General features: G+C 39.0%; 24 protein-coding genes. 12 read left to right on the top strand and 12 right to left on the bottom strand.

Translation table 11 applies throughout. The features are described 5' to 3' along the window. Positions 1 to 4: 4 nt before the first annotated feature. A complete protein-coding gene (locus JR005_RS12280; protein WP_218665172.1) occupies positions 5 to 1,132 on the bottom strand; it encodes an OmpW family outer membrane protein in 1,128 nt (375 codons plus the stop codon). 251 nt (positions 1,133 to 1,383) lie between these two features. Then, positions 1,384 to 1,806: a chlorhexidine efflux PACE transporter AceI gene (gene aceI, locus JR005_RS12285; protein ID WP_218665173.1), complete on the bottom strand. Its 423-nt coding sequence runs from the start codon at positions 1,804 to 1,806 to the stop codon at positions 1,384 to 1,386. Between the two features lie 88 nt (positions 1,807 to 1,894). On the opposite strand from aceI, the gene JR005_RS12290 reads away from it, so the two are divergent. The 4 genes from JR005_RS12290 (at position 1,895) to JR005_RS12305 (ending at position 5,861) form a co-directional block, all read left to right on the top strand. Then, positions 1,895 to 2,776 (top strand): LysR family transcriptional regulator, encoded by an 882-nt coding sequence (locus JR005_RS12290; RefSeq protein WP_005004223.1) that lies wholly within the window; start codon positions 1,895 to 1,897, stop codon positions 2,774 to 2,776. 86 nt (positions 2,777 to 2,862) lie between these two features. Then, complete coding sequence (tal, locus tag JR005_RS12295; RefSeq protein ID WP_010588697.1) at positions 2,863 to 3,852, top strand: transaldolase; 990 nt, start codon at positions 2,863 to 2,865, stop codon at positions 3,850 to 3,852. 72 nt (positions 3,853 to 3,924) lie between these two features. After that, on the top strand, positions 3,925 to 4,575 hold the full coding sequence (leuE, locus tag JR005_RS12300; RefSeq protein ID WP_004989131.1) for a leucine efflux protein LeuE: 651 nt from the start codon (positions 3,925 to 3,927) through the stop codon (positions 4,573 to 4,575). Between the two features lie 110 nt (positions 4,576 to 4,685). Further along, positions 4,686 to 5,861, top strand: coding sequence for a benzoate/H(+) symporter BenE family transporter (locus JR005_RS12305; protein WP_151788536.1), 1,176 nt, complete (start codon positions 4,686 to 4,688; stop codon positions 5,859 to 5,861). A 47-nt stretch (positions 5,862 to 5,908) separates the two neighbouring features. Here the strand turns inward: JR005_RS12305 and JR005_RS12310 are convergent, their stop codons facing one another. From JR005_RS12310 to JR005_RS12325, 4 genes are all read right to left on the bottom strand, one after another. Beyond that, positions 5,909 to 6,628, bottom strand: coding sequence for an MgtC/SapB family protein (locus tag JR005_RS12310; RefSeq protein WP_218665174.1), 720 nt, complete (start codon positions 6,626 to 6,628; stop codon positions 5,909 to 5,911). Positions 6,629 to 6,638: 10 nt separating this feature from the next. Next, on the bottom strand, positions 6,639 to 9,401 hold the full coding sequence (gene mgtA, locus JR005_RS12315) for a magnesium-translocating P-type ATPase (RefSeq protein ID WP_218665175.1): 2,763 nt from the start codon (positions 9,399 to 9,401) through the stop codon (positions 6,639 to 6,641). 110 nt (positions 9,402 to 9,511) lie between these two features. After that, positions 9,512 to 10,204, bottom strand: a complete 693-nt coding sequence (locus JR005_RS12320) for a hypothetical protein (RefSeq protein WP_218665176.1) — start codon at positions 10,202 to 10,204, stop codon at positions 9,512 to 9,514. A gap of 323 nt (positions 10,205 to 10,527) precedes the next feature. Beyond that, a complete protein-coding gene (locus JR005_RS12325) occupies positions 10,528 to 10,971 on the bottom strand; it encodes an RDD family protein (RefSeq protein ID WP_004989141.1) in 444 nt (147 codons plus the stop codon). Between the two features lie 279 nt (positions 10,972 to 11,250). Between JR005_RS12325 and JR005_RS12330 the strand changes: the two genes are divergently transcribed. Beyond that, on the top strand, positions 11,251 to 11,694 hold the full coding sequence (locus tag JR005_RS12330) for a universal stress protein (protein WP_218665177.1): 444 nt from the start codon (positions 11,251 to 11,253) through the stop codon (positions 11,692 to 11,694). 41 nt (positions 11,695 to 11,735) lie between these two features. Here the strand turns inward: JR005_RS12330 and JR005_RS12335 are convergent, their stop codons facing one another. Both JR005_RS12335 and pepN read right to left on the bottom strand, forming a co-directional pair. Continuing rightward, positions 11,736 to 12,080 carry a hypothetical protein gene (locus tag JR005_RS12335; RefSeq protein ID WP_227546596.1) on the bottom strand — a complete coding sequence of 115 codons (345 nt, stop codon included), beginning with the start codon at positions 12,078 to 12,080 and terminating at the stop codon, positions 11,736 to 11,738. Between the two features lie 215 nt (positions 12,081 to 12,295). Further along, positions 12,296 to 14,902 carry an aminopeptidase N gene (gene pepN, locus JR005_RS12340; protein ID WP_218665178.1) on the bottom strand — a complete coding sequence of 869 codons (2,607 nt, stop codon included), beginning with the start codon at positions 14,900 to 14,902 and terminating at the stop codon, positions 12,296 to 12,298. Positions 14,903 to 15,294: 392 nt separating this feature from the next. On the opposite strand from pepN, the gene JR005_RS12345 reads away from it, so the two are divergent. From JR005_RS12345 to thiM, 3 genes are all read left to right on the top strand, one after another. Continuing rightward, positions 15,295 to 15,552, top strand: a complete 258-nt coding sequence (locus JR005_RS12345) for a hypothetical protein (RefSeq protein WP_004989154.1) — start codon at positions 15,295 to 15,297, stop codon at positions 15,550 to 15,552. A 146-nt stretch (positions 15,553 to 15,698) separates the two neighbouring features. Next, complete coding sequence (locus JR005_RS12350; protein ID WP_218665179.1) at positions 15,699 to 16,856, top strand: hypothetical protein; 1,158 nt, start codon at positions 15,699 to 15,701, stop codon at positions 16,854 to 16,856. 26 nt (positions 16,857 to 16,882) lie between these two features. Next, a complete protein-coding gene (gene thiM, locus JR005_RS12355; protein WP_218665180.1) occupies positions 16,883 to 17,707 on the top strand; it encodes a hydroxyethylthiazole kinase in 825 nt (274 codons plus the stop codon). A gap of 50 nt (positions 17,708 to 17,757) precedes the next feature. On the opposite strand, the gene JR005_RS12360 is transcribed toward thiM, so the two are convergent. From JR005_RS12360 to JR005_RS12370, 3 genes are all read right to left on the bottom strand, one after another. After that, the gene (locus JR005_RS12360) at positions 17,758 to 18,609 is read right to left on the bottom strand and encodes an AraC family transcriptional regulator (RefSeq protein WP_218665181.1); all 852 of its coding nucleotides are present in this window, start codon (positions 18,607 to 18,609) and stop codon (positions 17,758 to 17,760) included. A 61-nt stretch (positions 18,610 to 18,670) separates the two neighbouring features. Beyond that, positions 18,671 to 19,042, bottom strand: coding sequence for a 5-carboxymethyl-2-hydroxymuconate Delta-isomerase (locus JR005_RS12365; protein WP_218665182.1), 372 nt, complete (start codon positions 19,040 to 19,042; stop codon positions 18,671 to 18,673). Positions 19,043 to 19,054: 12 nt separating this feature from the next. Next, a complete protein-coding gene (locus tag JR005_RS12370) occupies positions 19,055 to 20,767 on the bottom strand; it encodes an AAA family ATPase (protein WP_218665183.1) in 1,713 nt (570 codons plus the stop codon). A gap of 227 nt (positions 20,768 to 20,994) precedes the next feature. On the opposite strand from JR005_RS12370, the gene mdh reads away from it, so the two are divergent. Beyond that, positions 20,995 to 22,167 carry an iron-dependent methanol dehydrogenase gene (gene mdh, locus JR005_RS12375; RefSeq protein WP_218665184.1) on the top strand — a complete coding sequence of 391 codons (1,173 nt, stop codon included), beginning with the start codon at positions 20,995 to 20,997 and terminating at the stop codon, positions 22,165 to 22,167. 183 nt (positions 22,168 to 22,350) lie between these two features. Next, the gene (locus tag JR005_RS12380) at positions 22,351 to 23,313 is read left to right on the top strand and encodes an alpha/beta hydrolase (protein WP_218665185.1); all 963 of its coding nucleotides are present in this window, start codon (positions 22,351 to 22,353) and stop codon (positions 23,311 to 23,313) included. Positions 23,314 to 23,316: 3 nt separating this feature from the next. On the opposite strand, the gene JR005_RS12385 is transcribed toward JR005_RS12380, so the two are convergent. Further along, a complete protein-coding gene (locus tag JR005_RS12385; RefSeq protein ID WP_005004194.1) occupies positions 23,317 to 24,501 on the bottom strand; it encodes a helix-turn-helix domain-containing protein in 1,185 nt (394 codons plus the stop codon). A 153-nt stretch (positions 24,502 to 24,654) separates the two neighbouring features. On the opposite strand from JR005_RS12385, the gene JR005_RS12390 reads away from it, so the two are divergent. Beyond that, the gene (locus JR005_RS12390; RefSeq protein ID WP_218665186.1) at positions 24,655 to 26,166 is read left to right on the top strand and encodes an aldehyde dehydrogenase family protein; all 1,512 of its coding nucleotides are present in this window, start codon (positions 24,655 to 24,657) and stop codon (positions 26,164 to 26,166) included. 277 nt (positions 26,167 to 26,443) lie between these two features. After that, positions 26,444 to 26,797, top strand: a 354-nt coding sequence (locus JR005_RS14970) for a glutamine amidotransferase-related protein (protein ID WP_228731701.1), incomplete at its 3' end; no start/stop codon positions are given.

The raw sequence follows: 26,797 nt of genomic DNA on the forward strand, positions 1-26,797 counted from the left end.
AAAATTAAAAACGATAACCTACCCCCAAATAAGTAATGATAGGATCGATATCCATTTTGGTCGTGGCATGAATCAGTTGTTTGTTTGTATTACTATCAAACACATTAATCGTGGCCTTATTATTGAGTTTTGCATAAGACACTGAAGCCACTGTATACCAATTTGGCGTGATGTCATAAGTAAATCCAGCAGTTACAATCGGTGCAATCGCATCATCTGCGTCAACATCCACCACTGGATTTGCACTGGATTTTTTACCGTCTAATGCAGCACCTGCCTGCCCATCATGAATATTTTGAATCATGTGACCTGCGGCTTCCAAGTCAGAGCGTATACCAGAGTTTAGTTTAATATCACTAAAATGAGCATACATTACTCCCGCGCCGACATAGGGTCTAAACTTATTTATGCCCGCTCTACCCCACTGATATTGGGCTTCCAGTGCAGGTGTCCAAGCACGTACGGTTGCGGCTTTGCCGTAAGCATCTAAATTGGTAATAGGAATGTCTTTTTTTAGTCCAAGATTATCCCCAATAACACTGCCAGCCAAACCACCGGGCGCAGCAGAACCTGTCAATGGTGCTTTAATAAACCCTTTACCGTTAATATCAACTTTAGGAGGAATACCTCCAATAAATTGTAATGAAACATTTTCATTTAAATAATAGTTAAAAGTTAGACCAAGAGTATCTACATCATCCGCTTCTAATCCGCTTCCTTCATTTTGCCAATGATCAATGCCATTAATTGTAGCTACTCCAGACGTAACTGGGGTGACATTACCTTCAGAATCAACAAATCCCAGTAGCTCCCCAACACTTTGCCCACCGCCTTCAGGTTTTTTAAAGACTAAATCCAAAATATCTTTAGCGTTTTCACCTGTAGATGGAAGAGTAGCGTCTGGATCAACAGCACTCATAAAAGCAGGGACTGAGATTTGACCAACATTGGCTTTAGTGCCACTTGGAACAGAGGTCGAGATATCAAACGGATTTGCTTTTCCCTGTGGCATTACATGTAACCACCCTGCTGACACTGAGAACCTTTTAAAATCAGCTGCATGTACCACAGAAAAGGATGTTACACCAATCAAACCGCAAAACATTGTTTTGTAAAATATTTTACTTTTCATATTATATTTCCTTTATATTTAGTTCATCATCAATGACAAAACTCATTTTATCGTACAAAAATATTGAGTAAAAATAAGACAAAACCGACAAATGGCATTAAATTAAAATTCATATATTTCAATATTATAAAATTCAAATATTTATAAAAAACTAACAAATTCAATTAGTAGCGAAATGAAAGATTTAATTGTTAATTATGTTAATTTTCATAGAAAAAGTCACCAATTTTAAAAATCAGTGACTTAAATTGTTAGTTTTGAGGCGCATAACCCAGACGCATTTCTAAATGGTCATAACACCACTGGAATATAAAGGTATAAATCAAAATACACATGGTCAAGCCAAAGTCTAAAACAATCGCCTGCCAGATACTCATATTCATGGCGTAGGCCACCATTGGAATCGTTGCAAGCATCAAGCCGCCTTCAAAACCAATGGCATGAAGAATACGGACTTTAATGGTTCGTTTAAGCTGATGCTTATGTTCGTATTTTTCAAAAAAATGGTTAAAAATCATATTCCAGACTACAGAAGTCACCGCCATGGCAATACCTAACGAGCCTGTGACTTCCATCGGAACATCGAAAATAAAACTCAATGCGATTGCTATGATGACCAATAGAATCACTTCATAGCTCAAGGCATGAATAATTCGTCTTTTGGAAATCAACATTTTAAAACACTCTTTTTGTTTACAGTATGCTTATTTTATTTTTATAATTTTGATAAATCCAATCAGGTTCTTTCAATAATTTTGATAGATGAATATTAATCAGGAACAACTCACCATCTTTAAGACCGTGATGGAAACAGGTTCATTTTCTGCTGCCGCAAGAAAATTAAACAAAGTTCCATCTGCGGTCAGCATGTCTATTGCTAATTTGGAAATAGATCTTAATTTAAATTTGTTTGAACGACTTGGTCGTGAACCTGTTGCCACTTCGGAAGCGCATGTGCTTTATGAAAAGACCAACCAGCTTTTGATTGAAATGAATCAATGGAAACAACAGGCATATGCACTCAGTACAGGACTTGAATCAGTCTTGAATATTGTGATTGCGTCTGAACTACTGGATACCAATTGGACAGACTATGTCAGCTTAGTTTCCAAACAATTTCCAGACTTACAAATTAATATTACCTCTGCACCTCAAGAAGATGCTTTAGCCATGTTGCTCGATCAGCGCGCGCAACTAGCATGGATGTTTGAACGGGAGCATCTGGATTATCGTGAACAATTCGTTGAAATCAAAAAAGAATCACTGATTCCTGTTGTCTCCAAAACACATCCTTTGGCGAACATGCAGCACATTCAATTTGAAGATCTGTTAAATCAGCGTCAAATCGTAGTGGCAAGTCGGGATAATACGATTAAACCTGAATTATTGTTTTCTAAAAATTATTGGCGTACAGATAATCATCATTCGGCTTATATGCTGATTGTCAGAAATTTAGGCTGGGGAGTTTTACCCTCAGAAATGTTTCAGGAAAACCCTAGATTAAAACAACAACTGAAAGTTTTAGATCTTCTGGATTTTACGCCCAAATTTGAATATTACATCGATCTAGTCTGGAGTCGAGAAAGTAAGCTAGGATCTGCTGCGCGATATTTAATCGAGCATATTCGACGTGACAGAAAATAATCAATCGACAAGTTTTAACGTGGATTTACAATAGAATATGCTATAACTAAAGAGATAAATATTTTAAACCAAGAATGTTGATTGCAATGACACAAACAGCTTTAGACCAATTAAAACAGGTTACAACCGTTGTCGCCGATAGTAGTGACCTTGAAGCGATTCGCCAGTTTCGTCCTCTGGATGCCACAACCAATCCTTCATTAATCACTGCGGCAGCTAGCCAACCTGAAAATCGTGAACTCATCGAAGCTGCTTATACACAAGCACGTGAAGAAGGTTATCAGGCAGATCAATTAATTGAACGTACCATCGATATTTTGACCGTCAAATTTGGCGTTGAAATTTTAAAGTTGATTGAAGGTCGTGTTTCGACTGAAGTGGATGCATCGTTATCTTATGATACAGAGGCGACGCTGCAAAAAGCGCGTGAATTGTCCAAACTTTATCAAGATTATGGCATCGATGCATCTAGAGTGTTAATTAAAATTGCATCGACATGGGAAGGTATTCAAGCGGCCAAAGTACTTGAAGCTGAAGGCATTGCATGTAACTTAACCTTATTGTTTGGTTTGCATCAAGCTCAAGCCTGTGCAGATGCGCATATCACTCTCATTTCTCCATTTGTCGGGCGTATTCTGGATTGGTATAAAAAGGCTGAAAATATTGATCACTATCCGATCGAAAAAGATCCGGGCGTAATATCAGTCAAAAAAATCTATCATTATTATAAGCAACACGATATCCAGACTCAGGTGATGGGTGCAAGTTTCCGTAGTGTCGATCAGGTTTTAGGTCTAGCGGGTTGTGACCTACTGACGATTTCTCCAGCATTGTTGACTGAATTAAATCAAGATCATCGTCAGGTTGAAACTGTTTTAAGCTCAAAATCAGCATCGGATGCCGAGAAAATCAATCGCGATACACAAACACGTGAAAGTTTCAAAATTGAACTTGAACATGATTTAATGGCTTTTCAGTTATTACAAAGTGGTATTGATGGCTTTATCAAAGCGCGTGATCAGCTCAATACCTTACTACGTCAGTCATTTGGAATTGATGCCGAAATTCAACCCTAATATTTGATAATTCACATATTAAAACCGATTTTTGTTATAGTACAAAAATCGGTTTTTTATGAGTAAATCTTCGTGTTCGGGATTATAGATCTAGCAACTTACATCGTTGGTACCTTGTTAATTGTATTTTTACCCGGACCAAATTCTATTTACGTCATGTCGATTGCTTCGCGCTATGGTATTAAAACTGGTTATCGTGGTGCATTTGGTATTTTTACGGGCGATGCGATTTTAATTTTGTGTACGGTACTTGGCGCCGCGTCTCTTATGCACGCTTTTCCATGGATTTTTACCACGCTAAAAATTGTGGGTGCACTTTATCTGTCTTATCTAGGGTTTAAACTACTGCAAGCAAGTTATCAACGCTGGAAAAATAAGTCTGTGGAAGAGATTCAAATGGCAGACTTACCGCAACTTGATCAGATTCATCCTTATCGCACTGCACTCGGCATTAGTTTACTTAACCCTAAAGCGATTTTATTTTTCTTGTCTTTTTTTGTGCAATTTGTCGATCCTACTTATCCTTATCCCGCGCTAAGTTTTCTGATTTTATCCATCATTTTACAATGCGTAAGTCTAAGTTATTTAACCATTCTGATTTTTTCAGGAGTGAAATTATCAGCTTTTTTTAAATCTCAAGATAAAATCGCTGCGGTCAGTATTTTTATGGTCGGTATTTTATTCTTTGGCTTTGGTTTAAAACTTGCGACTTCAACTTTGTAAGATTTTACCTTTTGTTTAAATCCCTACCTCATTAGAATACAACTCATGCTTTTCTTTCACTCAATTTTGAAAAGCATTTTCTTTAACACCTTATGACCTAAAGCTGAATCATGCAAAAATTTATTCGTGATTTTTCACTTCCTGCCGCTTTTGCTGGATTTGTTACTTTTCTGATTGGGATCAGTGTATCTGCTGTGTTGGTTATTCAAGCCGCACAAATACTGGGTGCAACGACCGAACAAATAACCTCATGGTTTTGGGCATTAGGGATTGGGATTGGTTTATCTGGTCTAATTTTGTCATGGAAATTTAAATATCCTGTGGCAACATCATGGTCGACAGCAGGTCTAGCCTTAATTATTGCAACAGGCAGTGGCTATAATTTACATGAAGCGATTGGGGCATTTTTGGTATGTGGCTTAATCACAGCATTGCTTGGTTTCTTTGGTGTTTTTGAAAAAGTCCTCGCTTACATTCCGCAAAGTTTGACCAGTGCAATGCTGGCGGGTGTTTTACTTAAATTTGGAATTGCTATTTTTGCCAATATGCAGGATCACTGGCAGTTTATTCTAAGTTTACTTGCTGTCTATATCGTTTCTAAACGTGTTTGGCCACGCTACTGTATTGTCATTACGGTCGTGATTGGCATTATCATCTGCCCATTTTTTATGGAGTTTCACCCTCCTGTTCTACATTGGACTTTGGCAAAACCGGTGTGGATTACACCTGAATTTACGTGGTCTGCAATTTTAGGATTAGCACTGCCCCTTTTTGTCATCAATATGGCATCACAATATTTACCGGGTATCGCCATGATTAAAAGTTATGGTTATCGCCCTCATGTCAATCAACTGATTGGCTGGACGGGTGCAACGCAAACCTTGCTTGCCCCTTTTGGCTGTTATACCGTCAATATTGCCGCGATTAGTGCCGCTGTAAGTCTGGATGATCAAGTGCATCCTGACCCAGCCAAACGTTATATTGCGGGGATCAGTTGTGGATTTTTCTATATTTTAATGGGTTTGTTTGCAGCGACACTTACCAGTTTGCTGATGTCATTTCCGTCATTATTCATTATGGCGCTGGCGGGTATTGCTCTATTTGGTACCATTAGCCACAATATCGCCATTGCCTTTCATGAACCGAACGATCGCGAAGCAGCGCTACTCACTTTTTTATGTAGCGCTTCTGGGGTTCAGTTTTTTGGAATTGGCTCTGCTTTTTGGGGATTAATTGTCGGAATTGTTGTTTCGCTTATATTCAAAGTAAAATTTAAAAAGGGATAAATAACAAACTGCTCTTTTAAATTTCATTGAAACTAAAAATACGATGTTTAAGCCATCGTATTTTTATCCCAATAGGCCTGTTGAATTTGTGGCATTTGATTGAGTTGTTTAATCATTTCATTCATTTCAACAGGGTCTATGGACGTTGCAATTAAGGTTGCCTCTATTTCCACATCTTCTTCCCCAAAAGGTTCAACATCCAGATCCATCAAGGGATAATTCAAACTTTGTAACATTTCGGTGAGTTTATACATCACCATTTTTCGATGATCCTTATGGGCAATCAGATAGATCACATGGGTCACTTCTGACTCAGCATCCAACGGTTGCCGATCCATCATATTGACGAGAGGTCGTAATAAAGTATTCGCAGCAATAATAAATGCTGTCGCCAATATCGCCTCCATAATCAGATCTGAACCCGCCGCAGCCCCAACAGCAGCAGAACACCAAAGTGTCGCTGCTGTATTTAGACCATGAATATTGCCTTCCTGACGCATAATCACACCTGCACCCAGAAAACCAATCCCAGAAACTACATACGCAATTACGCGTACGGCACCATCTGCCCCTGAAAGATTATTGGCGATATCAACAAAAATTGCAGCACCTAAAGCCACCAGAACATTGGTTCTCAAACCTGCTGTTCTTTGTCGATACTGTCGCTCAAAACCAATCAATCCACCCAATAAAAAAGCAGTGGTCAGACTGATTAAAGTATTAGCCATATTAGATAAACTGGTATTGTGTAAAAATTGCAAAACCATACTGCACCTGTTATTGCCAGCCATAACGACGAATATAAATACCTTTTATCCATTGAGTCACACACATATAAGCCAATAAAATACAAGGTAAATATAGAAAATACGTCAATGGTAAAGCTTCTAGTTTAAAGTAATGTGCCAAAGGCCCCATTGGTAAAAATATTCCAATTGCACTAATGATCATCGTCATGACTACCAACGGTGTTGCAGCACAGCTTTGAATAAACGGAATTTTTTTGGTTCGAATCATATGAACGATCAAGGTTTGAGTCAGTAGCCCCACAACGAACCAGCCAGACTGAAACAAGCTTTGTTGGGCTGGTGTATTCGCATCAAATACGAACCACATCATGCCAAAAGTCAAAATATCAAAAATAGAGCTGATTGGCCCGAAAACCACCATAAAACGCCCAACTTCTGATGGCTGCCAGCGTTGAGGTTTTTCAAGCTGCTCTTCATCTACATGATCAAACGGAATGGCAATTTGTGAGACATCATAAAGTAAGTTTTGTACAAGCAAATGAATTGGCAGCATAGGCAAAAATGGAATAAATGCACTGGCTACTAATACCGAAAAAACATTACCAAAATTTGAACTGGCCGTCATTTTGATATATTTGAGCATATTGGCAAAGGTTCGACGACCTTCAATGACACCATTTTCAAGTACCATCAGACTTTTTTCGAGAAGAATTAAATCTGCTGACTCTTTGGCAATATCAACAGCCGAATCTACAGAAATACCAATATCCGCCGCACGAATCGCTGCCGCATCGTTAATCCCATCACCGAGAAAACCGACCACATGACCATTTGCCTTAAGTTGCTCAACGATTCGTTCTTTATGAATTGGGCTTAATTTGGCAAAGATAGTGTATTCTTCTACGACAAGTTTTAAATCTTCATCAGATAATGTCTCAACCATTCCACCTAATAAAACCTTTTCATGAGGAATACCAATTTCTTGACATATTTTTTGGGTCACAAATTCATTATCCCCAGTCAGTACTTTTACACTAACGCCATGCGCATGTAATTGTTGTATGGCTGGTCGAGCAGATTCTTTAGGTGGATCCAAGAAAGTGATATAACCAGCCAAAATTAGGTCGCTCTCGTCTTTGACTGAAAAGTTTTCACAGATACCATCAAAGTCACGATAAGCTACAGCCACAACGCGCAGACCTTCCCGATTATAATGCTGCGTAATTTCTTCAATCTCTTTACGAAGTTGGGCAGTTAACTCTTTGATCTCCCCTTTAATTTCAATATGAGTACAGACCTTGATCATTTCCTCGACAGCGCCTTTGGTCACCATACGAATCTGGGATTGAGGAGTACGTACGATTACTGACATACGGCGGCGTTCAAAATCAAATGGAACTTCATCAAGCTTTTTAAAACGTAGCTTTTCAAACTTCATATCTTGATCAACAGCTTCAAGTACAGCTACATCCAACAAGTTCTTGAGTCCCGTTTGATAATAGCTATTTAAAAAAGCCAGCATCAGCACTGTATGTGATTTTTTTCCTAATACGTCGACGTGATGTGATAGAAAAATTTTGTCTTGTGTCAACGTTCCTGTTTTATCGGTACATAGCACATCCATCGCACCAAAATTTTGAATGGCATCCAGACGTTTCACTATTACTTTTTTTCTGGATAAAAATACCGCACCTTTCGCAAGTGTTGAGGTCACAATCATCGGAAGCATTTCTGGCGTTAAACCCACCGCAACGGACAAGGCAAATAATACAGCCTCACCCCAATCTCCTTTAGTGAACCCATTAATGAATAAAACAATAGGTGCCATAATCAACATAAACCGAATCAGTAACCAACTGATTTTATTCACACCTAGCTGAAATGAAGTCACGCTGCGATCGGTTGCAGTGACCCGATGTGCCAACGCACCAAAATAAGTTTGAATACCTGTATTAAGCACGACAGCTTTTGCCGTACCTGAGACCACATTGGTTCCCATAAAGACTAAATTATCAAGTTCTAATGGGCTATTTACATCCATACTATGTTGGAATGCATATTTTTCTACAGGCATAGATTCTCCAGTCATGGCTGCCTGTGAGACAAATAAATCTTTTGCCGAAAGAATTCGACAGTCGGCAGGAATCATATCTCCCGCAGAAAGCAAAATAGTGTCGCCTGGAACCAGATATTGGATGGGTATTTCAAATTGAATTTCTTTAAGCTGTTTTACTTTCGCGCCATAACGCTGTTGCAGCAAACTCAAATCTGAATAATTAATCTCACGACGCAACACCATGGCCGTATTCGTGACCATTGCTTTGAGCGATTCTGCGGCTTTGTTTGACTTAGACTCTTGCCAATATCGCAAAAATGTTGAAAGTAACACCATGATGCTAATAATGACTGACCCAGTCAGATCATCTGTGAGAAATGCGACAACAGCCAAAAGACTTAGTAATACATTAAAAGGATTACGATAGCAGTACCACAGATGTTGCCACCACGTTAACGGTTTTTCCTGTGCAACCTCATTAAGCCCAACTTTAAGCTGCTGCTCTTGTGCTTCAACTTCAGTTAAACCCTCTTCATGCGAAGATAAAGTATTTAAGAGTGCTTCACTTTCAAGTGTTGAATAATGTCTTAATTGCACTGCCAGAGTTTGCCCAATTTCTTTGGCATAACTAGATTGATGCAATTCTTTAAAAGAACTATTTCGAATAAAGAAACGTTTTAAATGAAAAGTTTCCAGAAAGCGTGTAAATAGACGTTGCCATAGATCATATTTCATGTAGAAATCTCCTTTTTTCAGGCATACGAAGCCGCACTTTATTTAGATGAATAAAGTGGATTTGCAATAAATGATTTAGAAAATAAGTGCTTTGGTTCTAAATAATCAGATTAGGGCGTAAAGCTTAAGCCAAAGCCAAACCATCGCTCTCGAAAAGTATTTAAGCGCTGTCCGATGGACGCTTCAAAAGTCAGAATATTAGGAAGGATAGAATAATGAATAGCGCTTTGTAACAAAGGCGCATGTTGATCTTGGTTATAAGTTTCAACACTAACACTTGTTTTTGGCGTTAAAGCAAGGTTAGATGCCAAACTCCAGCGCAATAGATTCAAGTTTCGTGGTGAATATTGATAGCCAATATTACTATCTATATGCAGATAATTATTAAGATATACTAAAGAAAAAGGAATATTAAGAAACCACTGAATGGACTCTTTATCTTTTTCATTCTGCTGGGAAATTTGAAGGCTGGCAGCCATTCCCCATTGACTCATGGGTTGGATCACGCCTTTAACTTGAGCGGACCATTGTCCTTTTCCAGCATCAACAAATTGGTCAGTATAAGAAATCGAACTTTCAATCCCCTCAGTGAACTGGCAAGCCGTATTCAATTGATAGCTTGCCTGTGAACCTGACGGGCGAGTTACAGCGGATTCCAACTGGCAATGTTTTGCAGACACAATGTCTGCATCGTCTGTATTCAACAATGGATCTGCTTTAGCATATTGTGACAGCAACATACAAATCCAGATGCAAAAGCATTGAATACTATAGAGTTTTAAAATTGAAGCATGTAACCACATTAGCTTCTCCCACATTTTAGAAGGAGTCTAAGCAGGCAGTATTACGCCCGAATGAAAATTCAGCGTGATTCAATATAGATATGGATATAAATGTGATGACAAACTATCTCATTGCAAGATAGTCGCCCTAAGTAGTGACTTTTCTTGCTCAGATGACAGTATGCATAACCAATTTACAGCATAACCTCGAACAACTTCCCACTTAGGGTCTCCTCATATTAAATTTGGCTGTATTATATTTAGATTTTCTTAATTTACAAGTCCTTTTAGTGCAACTTTTTACAGATAAAATACAATTACTGCAAAAACATCATCTGCATCGATTAAAGTTCTTTGACCACGACTGTTTTCGCCATTTTATCGTGCCAACCCTGTTTTTTTGAATCAAATGCAATCCAGATGAATCCGAGCATAAAAACCAAAGTAGATGGTATATATCCGATATAACGAATAATCGACTGACCTAAAGTCAGTTTATCACCCGTTTTTTCATCTAGCACCTTTAAACGCATCAAACGCTTGCCAGGTGTTCCACCCAAATATAACCAAAAGAGAATCGTGTATAAAAAAGGAAAAATATAATTGACTAGAATATCAAACCATAGCGAAGCTTTTTGATCAGCCAAACCTGTAGAAAAAACCAGATCATAATTCCCCTGATAAAAAATCCATGCTGAAGGTATGATAGCTAACATCATAATCAGTGTATCAATAATCGAAGCGCCACAACGTATCCAAAAGCCTGCGTATTCGTATTTATAAGACATGTTTTCCTCTCATTGTTGTTATCAAGGCAGTATTTTAGTTAAACACTATCATTGATTTTATCCTAATCTAAAAAAGTGAAAGGCGAAATATGCAACGTCATCATCGTGCATACTATTTATGCAAACAAAAGAAACCGTTTAAAATTTTTAAAAAGTCAGAAGTTTTATCCTATGGAGCCTATACAAATAATAATAATTTTTAGAAACACAATCTTCTGATACTGTGTTAGCCTAAAAGCATAAAAGATTTTTAGAAACAATAAATTAAGAGGAAATATTATGTCTTATCATCGTATCTTGGTTCCAGTCGATGACTCACCTCTTTCAGATGCAGCAGTGAAACATGCTGTAGATGTTGCGAAAGCATTTAATAGTAGTGTAACGGTAATGAGTGTGGTTGCCGTTGATCCTTTTGTCGGTGTCGATTTTTATAAGGTTGCACCTGCAGTTACTGAACATTTGTTTGAAGCTGAAACAAATGCAGAAGCACATTTACAAAAAATAAGTGATATTTTTAGTTCCAATGGAATTGAAACAAACACCAAAATTATTAGAGAGGAACCTACAGCGATAGGAATCTTGAATATTGCAGATGAAGTGAATGCGGATCTAATTATTATGGGTTCTCATGGTCGTTCAGGTTTAAAAAAATTAGTGCTGGGTAGTGTTGCACAAAAAGTGCTTGCTGAAAGTCCTGTACCTGTTTTGATCGTCAAAGCTTAACAAGCAAAAAAACAAAAAAACCGCTTAAGCGGTTTTTTTGTTTAAACGTTTTCGTCTTGGAAATATTTAAGCCAGAACGCTTCTCGACATGTCGAATTAAACTGAATGCGCTTAGGGGTAATATGCTCTAGTCGATGTTGATGATCGACGACTTCATAGCTAATCCAATGCTCACGACAAGCTTCGATCTCGATGGCTGTTGCATCATGCTCTTCAATCTTGCGAATGGTAATGCCATTTTCAAACTGAAAAAGCGACATTTTTCCAATAACTTGAATATCACCATCAAACCATTGTTTTATTTTTTCCTCTTTATCCACTACCTGATGTTCCGAAGGTTGCTCTGGATATAGAATACTTTGAACATATTTTGAGAGATGAGACATCACACACGCAGTCATGCATAAGGTGGCAACATGATACCACCAAAGTATAAAATAATGCGCTTATAAATTCACTTGCGTAGCAAAACAATCAAACGTCGTTAGAAATCTTCTTCATGACTAAACATTTTCTCACTTTCTAGCGAAAGCAGTAGTCTGCTGCTGCATAATATTACTGCATAATTCAACTCAGTGAATTATGCAGCAGATCATTTCAATTAAACACTTAAAATACTATTTAAGGTTTCAGTCACATTTTTCGACTTCACACGAGACTGTAAAGCTTTTAAAGCACCTTGTACATGACTACACTGAGGTTCAGCCAGTGTGTACCAACGTGACAATACCTGTAGTAAACGCGAACCTAAAATTGGATTTTTTTCATCGAAGTATTCTGCTAAACCGATATAGTGTTCAACACCAAAGCTCCATGCATTGACAGGATTATTACTTAATCCACCGCTAACCGCTCGTACGCGATTAGGTGTACCCAAATCGTAATCTGGATGTTTGGTCAAAGCAGCAATACTTTCAGATGTTGCACTTGGATTGGCTGCCTGTACCATAAACCACTGATCAAGCGATAAAGCTTCATCCTTATAACGATCATAGAAATCATTCAAGGCTTGCTGTGCTTGTGGCGCATCATTCCAGACCAATACACGTAACGCTCCCATGCGCTCTGACATGTTATGGGTCTGTTGATACTGGTTGTAAGCCAATTCAAATGCACCGACATCACCCTGACGCGCCATCATACTCAGCATGATATTTTTTAAAGCACGCTCACCCATCGCTTGAGAGAAATCATTTTGCAAAGATGGATCAAGTGACAAATAAGTTTCTTTCCAGAAAATAGCTAATTCACGTGCCAATGTTTCCAGAACCGAGTTACGTTTTTCCTGTACTACTTGTGGTTCATAATCAGCATCAATACGACTACCCAAATATCCTTCTGTTGGCACATCAAATAAACGCGAGGCGAGTAGCGGATCTTTACGCACTAAATCAGGCAGCGTATTTTTAATGGCTTGAATATAAGGTTGAACATCATGATCTTTAAGCAAAATCCGCTCAAGCAAAGTTTGACTGGCTTGCCATTGATTAAAACCACTGGTTTCATGCTGAATCAGAAATGCCAATTCATCATCGCTATAGTCAAACTCCAAGTTCACAGGTGCAGAAAAATTGCGTAACAAGGATACAACTGGTTGCTCAGTGACCTGCGTGAATTCAATAGTGGCCGTATCTTGATCAAATAGATAAACCCCATCCTGAACAGCATCGACAAATAAATCTGGAGAATGAAGCGTATATTGTTCACCTGTTTGGGCATTAAATAATGCAAGCGCGACAGGAATTGGGACTGCTTTTAGATTTGGATATTTCGGATGCGCTTTTAAACTTTGTTTAAAGTTTAATCGATAAGTTTGTTTTTGAGCATCATACTCGGCATTGACTTGGAGTTTAGGCGTACCTGGCTGGTTATACCATGTCAGAAAATTTGATAAATCTATACCTGAACCTGATGATAACGCATCCACCCAGTCTTCGACTGTCACGGCTTGACCATCATAACGGCGGAAATATTCATCTGTCCCTTTGCGGAACTTTTCTTTTCCAAGTAAAGTTGACATCATACGGTTAATTTCTGCGCCCTTTTCATAGACGGTAGCGGTATAGAAATTATTAATTTCAACAAAATGATCTGGTCTTGGTGGATGCGATAATGGACCTGCATCTTCAGGAAATTGATGTGCTTTCAACACTGCAACATCATCGATGCGTTGTACCGCAGCCGATTGTAAATCTTCTGAAAAAGACTGATCACGAAATACAGTTAAGCCTTCTTTTAAACAGAGTTGAAACCAGTCACGGCAAGTAATACGATTACCTGTCCAGTTATGAAAATATTCGTGTGCAATCACCGATTGCACGCGCATAATTGCGGCATCTGTGGTGTATTCTTCATCTGCTAATACACATGAGGTATTAAAGATATTTAATCCTTTATTTTCCATCGCGCCCATATTGAACTGGCTTACGGCGACGATCATGTAATTATCCAGATCGTAAGCGCGGCCATAGTGTTCTTCATCCCAACGCATCGAATGTTTTAAGGCTTCCATAGCGATATGACATTTTGGAATATCTTTTTCGATCGCATAAATTTCAAGTGCAACATCACGACCTTCAGAAGTCGTGTAACGGTCTTTTAATACCGCCAAATCACCAATCACACAAGCAAATAAATAACTTGGTTTCTTGGTTGGATCCTGCCAAATCGCAAAGTGACGATTCTCACCCACTTCACCAGTTTCCAGTAAATTACCATTGGCGAGCAATACAGGATATTTTTTATCGGCTTCAACACGAGTGATAAATTCAGCCAAAACATCTGGACGGTCTGGATAAAAGGTAATTTTACGAAACCCTTCTGGTTCATTTTGGGTGACAAACAAATCACCCGCTTTATATAAACCTTCGAGTTGCGTGTTGCTTTCAGGATGAATCATCACTTGAGTATTTAAAATAACATTATCAGGTACGTTGGCAATGACCAACTGCTCAGAATCAAGTTGATACTGATCGGCTTGTAAACTTTGCCCATTCAATATAATCGATTTCAACTCTAAATCACGGCCTAATAACACCAAATCCCCAGCAGTTTGACGTTTCATGACCAAGGTTGCGTCGACAATAGTGCGATCATCATAGACCTGAATATCAAGGTTAATCGACTGCACTAAAAATGATGGTTTTTGATAGTCTTTAAGATATACCGTTTGATCCGCCTGAACGTGTGGATTTGCCGCAATATTCATATATTTTCCTATGTCGCCACTTGTATCGTGGTATCAGTATTTATTGTGTATGAATCTGATCATACGCCAACTTAACTGAAGTGTCTGTGTTGTTTCACGTTAAAATTTACATGGGTGTAAGGCTTTGATTTTTCAATTCCCCACGAGTTAAAATTATTGATATTGCTTCATATCTTAAATAAGAACATCTGTTCAGCATTACCATAGCTATCTCACTGGTTACAGATTGACCAACAAATCTACACATGTGCTTGCATGGATTACGTCGAATTACTTTTTTTCTAAACTGCTTACAGTTTGTGCACGTTTTTTGCTTTGTCTTAAATGACGTCATTAGTCAAAATAAAAACTCAATCTATGCTATACACAAAATAGCCGAGAGGTGACATAAGATGGAATTAACTCAACACTTGTACCGCGCTGAAAATATCAAAGCTATTCATGATTTACATGATGCAGGCGTCGCTCATAACGTGATTGCCGTATTTATGACTGCCGAGGGTATAGATATTCAGCCACAGGATGTGACCAGTATCGTCAATACTTATGATGCGCTGGGTAAAGAAAAACTACCAAGCAAGAAAGTGAAAGCACTTATTGCTGCCAAAAAATTAGGACAGCATGACGAGTCGTTGCCTTGCCCTGTTTAAATAAAGCAATTTTTTAGATCAAGAAAGCCTGAACTTTACGGAGTTTGGGCTTTTTCATTTGATGGTGTTTCAATTATTCCAGTTTCCCCTGACCATTCGACTCAGAGCAAGCTATAATCTTCTTTTTACTCACGTATAATTTTCGCATGATTTTGAATATTCTGAAAAAACAGCTTGATGAAAGTACACTTTGCCCTTTATGTCAGGCAGCAATGTACTTTGTGGAAGCTGATCAATTTGATCAGGAGGTTCTATTTCATGAATGCAGCCATTGTCAGCACCAAGTCTTTGCTGATGCAAAAATGGTCTGTCATTGTGCAACTTGCATCAAACAACGCAAAAAAATGATGCAGGACACCCTGCAACAAGAACAGCGCAAAAATAAAATTAAAGATGACATCATCTATAATCTGGAAGACTTAAGCCTTTTACATAAGCTGTTCCTGCTGTCTTTACTGGATGATCGGATTCAGGATAATCTGCCACATGATGAATATATTTACTGGGATCGAGTCAAATACGAATACATTAGCCCCAATTATTTATTTCAATATGGCTTGCTCAAAGAGTTGATTAAATTGGGTATTTTGACTCCCAAAAACCTTCAGGACGATCAGCACATCTATTATTTAAGAGTCCGTTTGGATGGCTACAACGAACCCAGTTTATTTAGTATCGCCCAACAATTACGTTATTGGTTTTACGAAAACTTAAGCCTAGGCATTCCCTACAAAACCTCAGATGAAGTGAAAGATGTTTTATTTTTAGTGCTTTATCAGGAAATTATTCAATTTATGCAAATGTACTGCCGTACATGGGGCATACAAATTGCAGGTAATCGGAGCTTTCAGCAATTTTGTTATCGTTTGCTCGATAGCTTGGCTGTGGGTCAAGTTTATTATCTTATTCAAACTGCTTTGGATTATTTATATAATAAAAAAGCCTTACAGCCCCGTAATGAAAACTTTATTAATACCAATATATTAAAAAAGACCTTGGAGCAATATCGTGAGCGCTCACTCAATGAAAAATGGGAAACATCTACGCTACCACGCCCAATGAATCTACCTCTAAGTAAAATGAGTCAAATTTTTTTGTTCCATTTTCTATCTTATGATGAGCGTATTTTCATTCAACCGATCTGGCGCGCATGGCGAAAGATTGAACCTCGACTTAATTTTTATTCGATCAAACGTTGTATGTATTGTGGTTCTCATGATTTAGAAGTGGATTATGATGCTGCCGATTATGTGTCTTTGATTTGTCGACATTGCAAACATCAGGATCATTATTTTACGCAATAATTTTTATAAGTTTTAAGGGGGAAAATATGTATAACTCATCCAATATTATCGACTATGTCATTGAAGCGTGGCAAAAATTACAAGAGCAAACACCATTAGTTCAATGTATTACCAATAGTGTTGCGGCAAATTATGCAGCCAACGTTCTGCTCGCCGCAGGCGCATCTCCTGCCATGATTGATAACCCATTTGAAGCGGAAGCATTTACCAAAATCAGTGGCGCACTCAGTATTAATCTCGGAACACCAACCACTGAACAGATGCAAGCCATCAGGATTTCAGCAAAAACTGCCCATGAAAATCAAATTCCGTGGGTATTAGATCCGGTTGGTTATGGCGCTGTTTTGAAATGGCGAAGTGATACTGTCGATGAATTACTGCAATATCATCCGTCTGTAATTCGTGGCAATGCATCAGAGATCAGCGCACTTGCAGGAAGTTTATCTCAAAGCAAAGGCGTAGACAGCACCTTAAAAAGTGATGATATGTTCCAACTTGCACAAGGCTTGCTGAGTAAAGCCAGTTGTATTGCCATATCTGGAGAAACCGATTACATCTTGTCGACAGCCATGACCTGTATTGTCAAAATTCGTGGCGGTAGTCATCTACAACCCAAAATTACCGCGACAGGCTGTGCTTTAGGTGCGTTGATTGCAGCATATTCTGCGGTTGCACCCATTCATTTAGCCACCATTGCAGCCCATGTTCATTTCGCGATTGCAGGTAAGCTTGCTTATGATCAGGCTCAAACGGTGGGCAGTTTTAATACCATGTTTATGGATTATATTCATATGATGGATGCCAATTTAATTGAGCAATATGCCTGTATCGAATTGATTTCGGATGATTAATGAGCACTTATTCTAAAAAAGAGACGAAAATCATCGTCTCTTTCCATGATTTATTTTAACAGCAGATAAATATCTGTGACTAAATCTGCTTCATTCACTTCATGTACAAAATTATGATAATGAAAAAAAACTGGATAATCGCCAGCTTGTTCCTGTTGTTCAGGTAACCAGTTTCTAAATAGAAAATACACGCTTTCCCGAATCTGATCGTGACTACCTAAATACCGAATCATGGCATAACGCCCTGCTGGAATTTCACCTATTTTGATTCCATCGTCTTTTTGAGCAAAAGGTTTATCGATTGAACCCGCAATATCAAAGCGAAATTCCTGTTCAGGCGTCTGCTCTGGATCAGAAAAAGGTATGCCATAGGTTGCAGATTTTCTGACTGGAGATAGTCCTGTTCTTTTACGCCATTCAATAAACTTGGCCGCAGTTTCAAATACTTTTTCAGGCGAACCAAGATGCGAAATATAAACTATTTTCTCTAACGGTCGCTCAATGATATTTACGTTCATGTCTAACTCACTTTTAGGGGTGAAATACACAAACTTCGTATGCCAATTTTGCCAGTTAGGCTCAGTTCTAAAAGCACTCGGAGTCTGGTCAAATGAACGTTTAAATGCTCTCGTAAATGCTTCAGGACTGTCAAATCCTGAATTGAAAGCAATATCAATAATTTTGAGTTCGTGATTAAATACCAGTTGAAATGATGCGCGTTTTAAGCGCAACATCTGCGTATATTTCATCACATTGATACCTAAATGTGCGTAAAAAATACGATGAAAATGAAAGCGTGATAATCCTGCAATTTCGCTTAATCGCTGTAGATTAAGTGGTTCATCCAAATGTTGTTGAATATAATCACAGACACGTTTTAGTTTCAGATCATACGCCATCATAGCTTCAATACTTGTTCATTTGACAGAAGCATTATGAAAGGATTAAACACACCGATCCTGATCAAAATTGCGGTTTAATCACGTGTTTAAAATAATCCAGTTTCGGCATTTCAATTAATTCTACACAGCTTTGCACAGGAAAATCTTGCTGCTGTAAGGCAGAATAAGAAAGTAATACTTTCAAAACGTTCTTCCCAATTTCCTGCTTTTGCTGTTGATCACGTCCAGACAAAAGATAAACTTTAACATGCACATAAGCTTGTTGTTCAGCCCCAAGCCCAATTACAAAAACATCATCCGTGTGCGCTCTGGATTTGATATCAGGAGCTTCGCAATAACCAGTTTCTACCAGTGCTGTGTTGATTTTCAATAATAAAGGTTTAGGTTCAAAATCTTTCAGATTTGCAGAATAATCAACAATCACATGAGGCATAATCAAATCGTCCTATTCAATAAATAAGAGTGCTAACCGTACCTGATCATAGCCCATACGTGGACTGGTTAATTCCACAATCGGTCTAAGTTTGATGGAACCGTCATCATTAAAATTTTCTGGGCGTTTGCTTTTTTGCACACGTTTATAGAGTTTTCTGATTTGTTCAACCACTTCATCTCCCGGATGTGCAACAGAAATATCGAGTCCTTGTTCTTTTTGTAGACGTGCCAGATGGTTCATAATGGTCGCAGGTGTTAAACCACGTTCCGTTGCAATATCCTGAATATCATAGCCTTCTTCAAATAAAGCACGGGTTTCATCCAGTGTTGCTGAACCATAGTTTTGCTTTTCACCTTTGGCCAGTTTTTTCTCGTTTCGTTGAATCTCAGTTTCATTAAGCGTACCGCCGCAGTGACGAATAAATGCTTTATGTTGATCACTTAAATCGGCATCAAGAAAATGCTCTTCTGCATCCTGAGATAATTCCTGAAAACGTTTATCAGCTTTTAGAGCCAATGTATCTAGTTCCAATGCCTGATCATTAAAACCTAATAAACGCAAACCTGTTAAGGATTTTAATCGCGATAAAGCCACATAGCCCTGTCCTTTTTCAAAGGTATGCGACAGATTAATTTCTGCGGCTTCAAGGGTCATACCCTGACTTTTATGAATGGTAATCGCCCATGCCAAACGCAGTGGAATCTGCTGAAAACTGGCAATACTTTTTCCGGCTTCATTTTCAATTGACCATGTTTCGGGTTCAACAAGCAAAGTCGTACCATCGGTTAATTTTACTTTGGGCAAAATGCCATGTTCATCATCTTCTTCAAAAGCAATGACTTCGCCCAAGCTGCCATTGATATACCCCATATCGAAGTTATTTTTTACAAACATGACTTTGGCATGTTTTTTCAATATTAATTCTTCAGGTGCGCGTACAGAAGACTTTAAGGTTTCCAGCATTTTTTCATTGCCATCCAAAACGGCGTTAAATTGATGTTCTTCATTTTCAATTTCATTAAGATGTTGAAAATTAATATTATCGACATCCATGTTATGCGTATAAAGACGGGTAAATGTATCGCCGATATCTTGCTGACGTGATTGTAGTAATGCCTGTGTATGTACTTGCTGAATATCCTGTGCACGAATGGCATTTAAAATTTGATTGAGAATTTCATCATCCTGACGATGCTGTTCGGTCAAATAGCAGACCCGAAATTTAGCCTCAACCCATGCATCCGACATAAAACAGAACTTGTCACGATTACGTTCGTCGTTTTTTCCTACAGGTGGTAACTGGAAAAAATCACCTGCCACAATGACTTGAATCCCACCGAAAGCCTCATCACTTTCTTTAAAATATTTTAAGACCTGATTGACCAGATTAAGCTGTTTGGCATGCAGCATTGAAATTTCATCAATAATTAAAACTTGTGCATTTTCAAGATGTTCTTTTAAATATTTGCGCTCTTTCATGCGTTTGAGATCATCATCAGATAAATGATCTTTAATGCCAATCCCAGCCCAAGTATGAATGGTCATCCCATTCATATGTGTTGCGGCAATTCCAGTCGATGCAGTCACTGCAACAGGCATTTTACGTGCTTTTAAGTAATTAATGTATTGATTCAGGGTATATGTTTTTCCTGCACCAGCCGAACCTGTTAAAAACACATTTTCACCCGCTTTTAATAACTTCAGTGCAGTTTCTTGCTTCATAACCTGATCATTTCCATAAAACAGCCCATAGCTTAACGACTTTCATGCAAAAGTGAAATCCGAAAGCGACTCAAAATATTAAAATAAATAAATATCAAATAGATAAAACAATATTTTTATTGGTAGGTTTTTGGTAGGTAGGAAAAAAATAGTCAAATCAGAATACTAGCTTCACGGTGAAGATCACCTGTAAAAACAAATGGACTAATGGAAGAAGGAATCGCTCCATGGCTTTAAAAAATATTGCTGACCAAACAAATGGTTTTTATATCCCATGTGTTTCCCTTTTTGGCCCTGGCTGTGCCAAAGAAATTGGAACCAAAGCACAAAATTTAGGTGCAAAAAAAGCACTGATTGTCACCGATGCAGGTCTGTTCAAGTTTGGGGTAGCAGACACGATTGCTACATACTTAAAAGATGCAGGCGTAGATAGTCATATTTTCCCAGGTGCAGAACCCAACCCAACCGACAAAAATGTACATCATGGTGTTGATGCCTATAACGAAAATCAATGTGATTTTATTGTGTCACTTGGTGGTGGTTCTTCACATGATTGTGCCAAAGGAATTGGGCTCGTAACCGCAGGCGGCGGACATATTCGTGACTATGAAGGCATCGATAAAAGTAAAGTGCCAATGACTCCATTGATTGCGGTCAATACCACAGCGGGTACTGCCTCGGAAATGACACGTTTTTGTATCATTACCAACACCGATACCCATGTCAAAATGGCCATTGTTGACTGGCGCTGTACCCCTCTTATTGCGATTGATGATCCTAAACTGATGGTTGCCAAGCCAGCAAGCCTAACTGCCGCAACAGGTATGGATGCGTTAACCCATGCCGTTGAAGCGTATGTCTCAACCGCAGCCAATCCCATTACTGATGCCTGCGCAGAAAAAGCCATTTCCATGATTAGTGAATGGCTCAGCCCTGCGGTTGCCAATGGTGAAAATCTGGAAGCACGTGATGCCATGAGTTACGCGCAATATCTGGCTGGCATGGCATTTAACAATGCTTCACTGGGTTATGTACATGCGATGGCGCACCAGTTAGGCGGTTTCTATAACTTACCGCACGGGGTTTGTAATGCGGTGCTATTGCCACATGTCTGTGAATTTAACCTAATCGCTTGTCCAGACAGATATGCACGCATTGCGGAACTGATGGGCGTGCAAACACAAGGCTTAACTCAAAATCAAGCCGCACGCGCAGCGATCAATGCGATTCGTGAGTTGTCCCAATCGATCGGAATTCCATCTGGACTGACCGAATTGGGTGTGAAAACCGAAGATTTGGCGGTTATGGCTGAAAATGCACAAAAGGATGCTTGTATGCTGACCAATCCACGCAAGGCAACTCATGCACAGGTGGTAGAGATTTTTAAAGCAGCACTTTAATGACTTGAATTTCTCAAAATTATTTAACAGTCTCCAACTTTTATCCTTAGAGCAAGCTTCTCTCTCCAACCAGCTTGCTCAATTGAGGGAGTATTTCTCCAAGATATTCCCTCTTTTTTTTCTTTACTTCAATTGACAAAACCAACATTTCATACAAGGATGACAACATGATTTAAAACACAAATGAATAAAAATATGAATCAATACACTCCAGATATTCTAGGTGAAGGCTACCAACAACTGACTTTAAACTTTCCTGATGATTACGAAGGCAAAGTCATTGCGACATTAGTCAGAAAAAAAGCAGCGATACCCACTTCCAAAGCCGTTTTATACATTCATGGCTTTATCGATTATTTTTTTCAGACTGAAATGGCTGAACAATTTAATCAACATGGTTATGATTTTTATGCGCTGGATTTGAGAAAATATGGTCGCTCTCATCTTCCTCACCAGATTTTATATAACGTACTCGATCTGAATGAATACAATGCCGAGATTGCTGAAGCCCTTAATATTATTGGTGAGGAACATCACAATCAGGTTGTGTTAGCAGGACATTCTACGGGTGGACTCACTGCGACACTATATGCTGCACATCATCCTGATCATCCTCTGATCAAGGCACTCTGGGCCAATAGCCCATTTTATGACTTTAATATGAATTCGCTAAAAAAAGCGCTAGGCGTACCTTTATTAAGTCAAATTGGTCGTTACCTCCCTCAAGCAAAATTTCCGAGCGGTTTAAATAAATGGTATGTGCCTAGTCTGCATCGAGATTACTATGGTGAATGGTTATTTGATTTAAACTGGAAACTGCCTAATATGAAGAAAGTCCAGTTAAGTTTTATTCGTGCTATTCATGTTGCACAAAAAGAAATTCACCATGGCGTTAAACTTACAATTCCTGCACTGGTCATGCATTCGAATCAAACCAAAAATCCAAGAAGATGGAGTAAAAAAGCGACGCAAAGCGATGTAATTTTGGGCGTAAAAGATATCGAAAAGTATGCTAGAAAAATTAAGGGTGACGTGACCACCGAAACCATTCATCATGGTCTGCATGATTTAGTACTATCTGCTGAGCCAGTTCGAAGTCAGGTTTATCAGCAATTATTTGATTGGTTAAAAATTAAAATGCCTTAAAATCTATTGTTCTGCCTGCTGATATTTAATTAATGATTGGTGGGCAGGATGATCCGTCGGCAATAGCTCGATTAATCGCTCGACCGCATCAATCGCTTCAGGGAAACGCGCCACGTGTTTCAGTAACATATCAGTTTCTTTGGCTTTGAAAATCGCATCACTTAAACGTGATTCTAGACAATCTCGCCATGCGCATAGAAATGGACTCTCGGTTTTTGCCAAGAACACGCCTGTATATAACTGTAATGCCGACGATACATAACCAGAATCCAATGCATTTTCAGCCTGTAAAAAATCAGCTTCAACATGTGCCAATAAGCGATAAGGACGTGAACCAAGCATTCCCCCAAGCACATCGCGTAACTGCGACATTTCAGCTTTTAGCGTTCCCATACTGACTTTACGTTCACCATATAGCGCCTGATGTAGCGTTTCCAGATTTAAACCTTGCGGACATAGCGCCAAAATACTCAAAATCTCGATCTGACGCGGTGTTAGCACTAGATTTTTTCCATTAAAGAGCACTTGTGGAATAGAAAATGCCCGTATATACAATTGCTGGCGCTGTTGTTCCTGTAAAGCTGTTTGAATAATGGAGGCACAACGTTCAGCAGCCAAAATACCCAAAGAATTATGATTCGTCCATGTCGTGGATAAGTCGATCACTCCCAGTAATTGTCTCGAATGTGGATCGATAATCGGGGCAGCATAACAGACCCAATCTTGTACCGACTGCATATAATGTTCATTGGAAAATACACAACTAGATTGGCGAGTTTTGATGGATAGGGCTAATGCATTGGTTCCCACCATTTCCTCACCCCACTGCCCACCTTCGACAAAGTGTACCCGTTCAGCCGCACTACGCATCTGTTGACTTGCTGCTGTCCAGATAATGGTACTACCGACATCCCCTACTGCAATCACCATGGATGATTGTTCAGCTACATGTTTCAGATCATTGCCACAATATTGCAAGGCAATATCCAGTGCAGACGGCTGTTTTTGGGCTAAGGACAATAACGGCGCAGCAGATCGTTCTTTAGGAATTGCAGCAGATACCGAGCGTTGCCAAGAGCTGGCAATACTTTCATTGACTTGACTCGTTTGTTCTGTCTTGAGAATGCTGTGTTGACGAAGTGTCTCAACCGTGTGGCGCTGTTCCCTGAGCTTTTGTTTTGTAACCATTTGTATATTCCCTGAAAATTGTCATGGTCTCCAACCTTTCTCCAACCTTCGTTTTTATATGCTAACTGCATAGTGTACAAAAGTACCTTATACCAAAGCTGTATAAGCTTCAAATTTGATATGTATATCAATGATAAGCAAAGGAATATTTATATGCGTTACATCGATCCTAATCAACCTGGTTCTAAGGTTCAATTTAAATCTCAATATGAAAACTTTATTGGTGGGCAATGGGTTGCCCCTGTAAAAGGAGAATACTTTGAAAATATCTCTCCTGTCGATGGCAAAGTATTTACAAAAATTCCGCGCTCAAGCGTGGAAGATATCGAGTTAGCATTAGATGCAGCCCACAAAGCTAAAGCACAATGGAACAAAGCTTCACCTACGACGCGTTCAAATTTATTGTTAAAAATTGCAGACCGTCTTGAAGCAAATCTGGAAATGCTCGCGGTTGCTGAAACATGGGACAACGGTAAGCCTGTACGTGAAACTCTGGCTGCGGATATTCCATTGGCGATTGATCATTTCCGTTATTTTGCAGGCTGTATCCGCGCTCAGGAAGGCGGCATTTCAGAGATTGATGAAGATACCATCGCCTACCATTTTCATGAACCTTTAGGTGTCGTTGGTCAAATCATTCCGTGGAATTTCCCGATTTTAATGGCTGCGTGGAAACTTGCACCTGCTTTAGCTGCTGGCAACTGTATCGTACTAAAACCTGCTGAACAAACGCCTGTTAGTATTTTGGTACTGGTTGAACTGATTCAAGATCTTTTACCAGCGGGTGTACTCAATATTGTGAATGGTTATGGCGTAGAAGTTGGTCGTCCATTGGCGACGAATCCACGTATTGCAAAGATTGCCTTTACGGGTTCAACCAAAGTCGGGCAACAAATTATGCAATATGCGACTGAGAATATCATTCCAGTCACACTTGAGCTTGGCGGCAAATCACCGAATATTTTCTTTGAAGATATTTTAGATAAAGATGATGACTTCCTTGAAAAAACCTTAGAAGGTTTTGCCATGTTTGCTCTGAATCAGGGTGAAGTTTGCACTTGTCCTTCTCGCGCACTGGTTCAGGAAAGCATTGCAGATCGTTTTCTTGAAATGGCAGTTGAACGTGTTAAAAAAATCAAAACGGGACATCCATTAGACACTGAAACTATGATTGGTGCTCAAGCATCCAAACAACAGTTCGACAAAATTATTGGTTGTATCGATACCGGTCGTAATGAAGGTGCGCAACTGCTAACAGGCGGTGATGCACGTCATGATGTGGATGGTGGTTTTTATATTGAACCAACTATTTTCAAAGGCAACAACAGTATGAAAATTTTTCAGGAAGAAATTTTCGGGCCAGTCTTGTCGGTCACAACATTTAAAGACTTTGATGATGCGATGCGCATTGCCAATGATACCGTGTATGGCTTAGGTGCGGGCGTTTGGTCTCGTTCTGCGCATACCTCTTATCGTGCAGGTCGTGCAATTGAAGCGGGTCGTGTCTGGACAAACTGCTACCACATTTACCCTGCTCATGCTGCATTTGGCGGCTATAAGCAATCGGGTATTGGTCGTGAAAACCACAAAATGATGCTGGATCATTATCAACAAACTAAAAACTTATTGGTCAGTTATTCAACCAAACCGATGGGCTTTTTCTAAAACCAATTTTTAGACATTAGACTTCTTTCATTATTGTTTAATCTCTCTTTATTTTTTCTCCTATAAGGATAAATAAAAAGGACTTGTGAAAGGAGTCTATTCAGTATAGAGGTGATTGAGTCACCCCTTTATTTTCAAAAGAACTCGAATTGCCGTTTTATTCTTCATCAAACATAAATCTAGCCGTATTTTCTTTTAAGCGCTGCTGATTGTACTGTTTTCTTTTTACATGATTTGGCTTAATGTAAAACAATACTCACACGCTGTTTAGATCCTTATGACGCATCATACTTTTTCCAAAACGATTTACGCTATTCAGCATCTTGCTTTTGAAGACTTGGGTTCGTTGGAAGATATTTTTTATCAGTTAGGTTTTCGTATTCGCTATTTCGAGGCAGGTGTCGATGATTTAACTCCCGCGCTAAATTATGAAGGTCTTACCGTGATTTTGGGTGGGCCAATTGGCGTTTATGAGGAAGAAGACTACCCTTTTTTAACGGATGAAATTCGCTTACTTCAACAACGGCTTGCCGATAAAAAACCGACCTTAGGCATTTGTCTGGGGGCACAACTTATTGCCAGTGCATTAGGCGCTAAAGTGTATGCAGGTCATCAAAAGGAAATTGGCTGG

This window comes from Acinetobacter sp. Colony158 (assembly GCF_019264745.1).
Classification (GTDB): Bacteria; Pseudomonadota; Gammaproteobacteria; order Pseudomonadales; family Moraxellaceae; genus Acinetobacter; species Acinetobacter ursingii.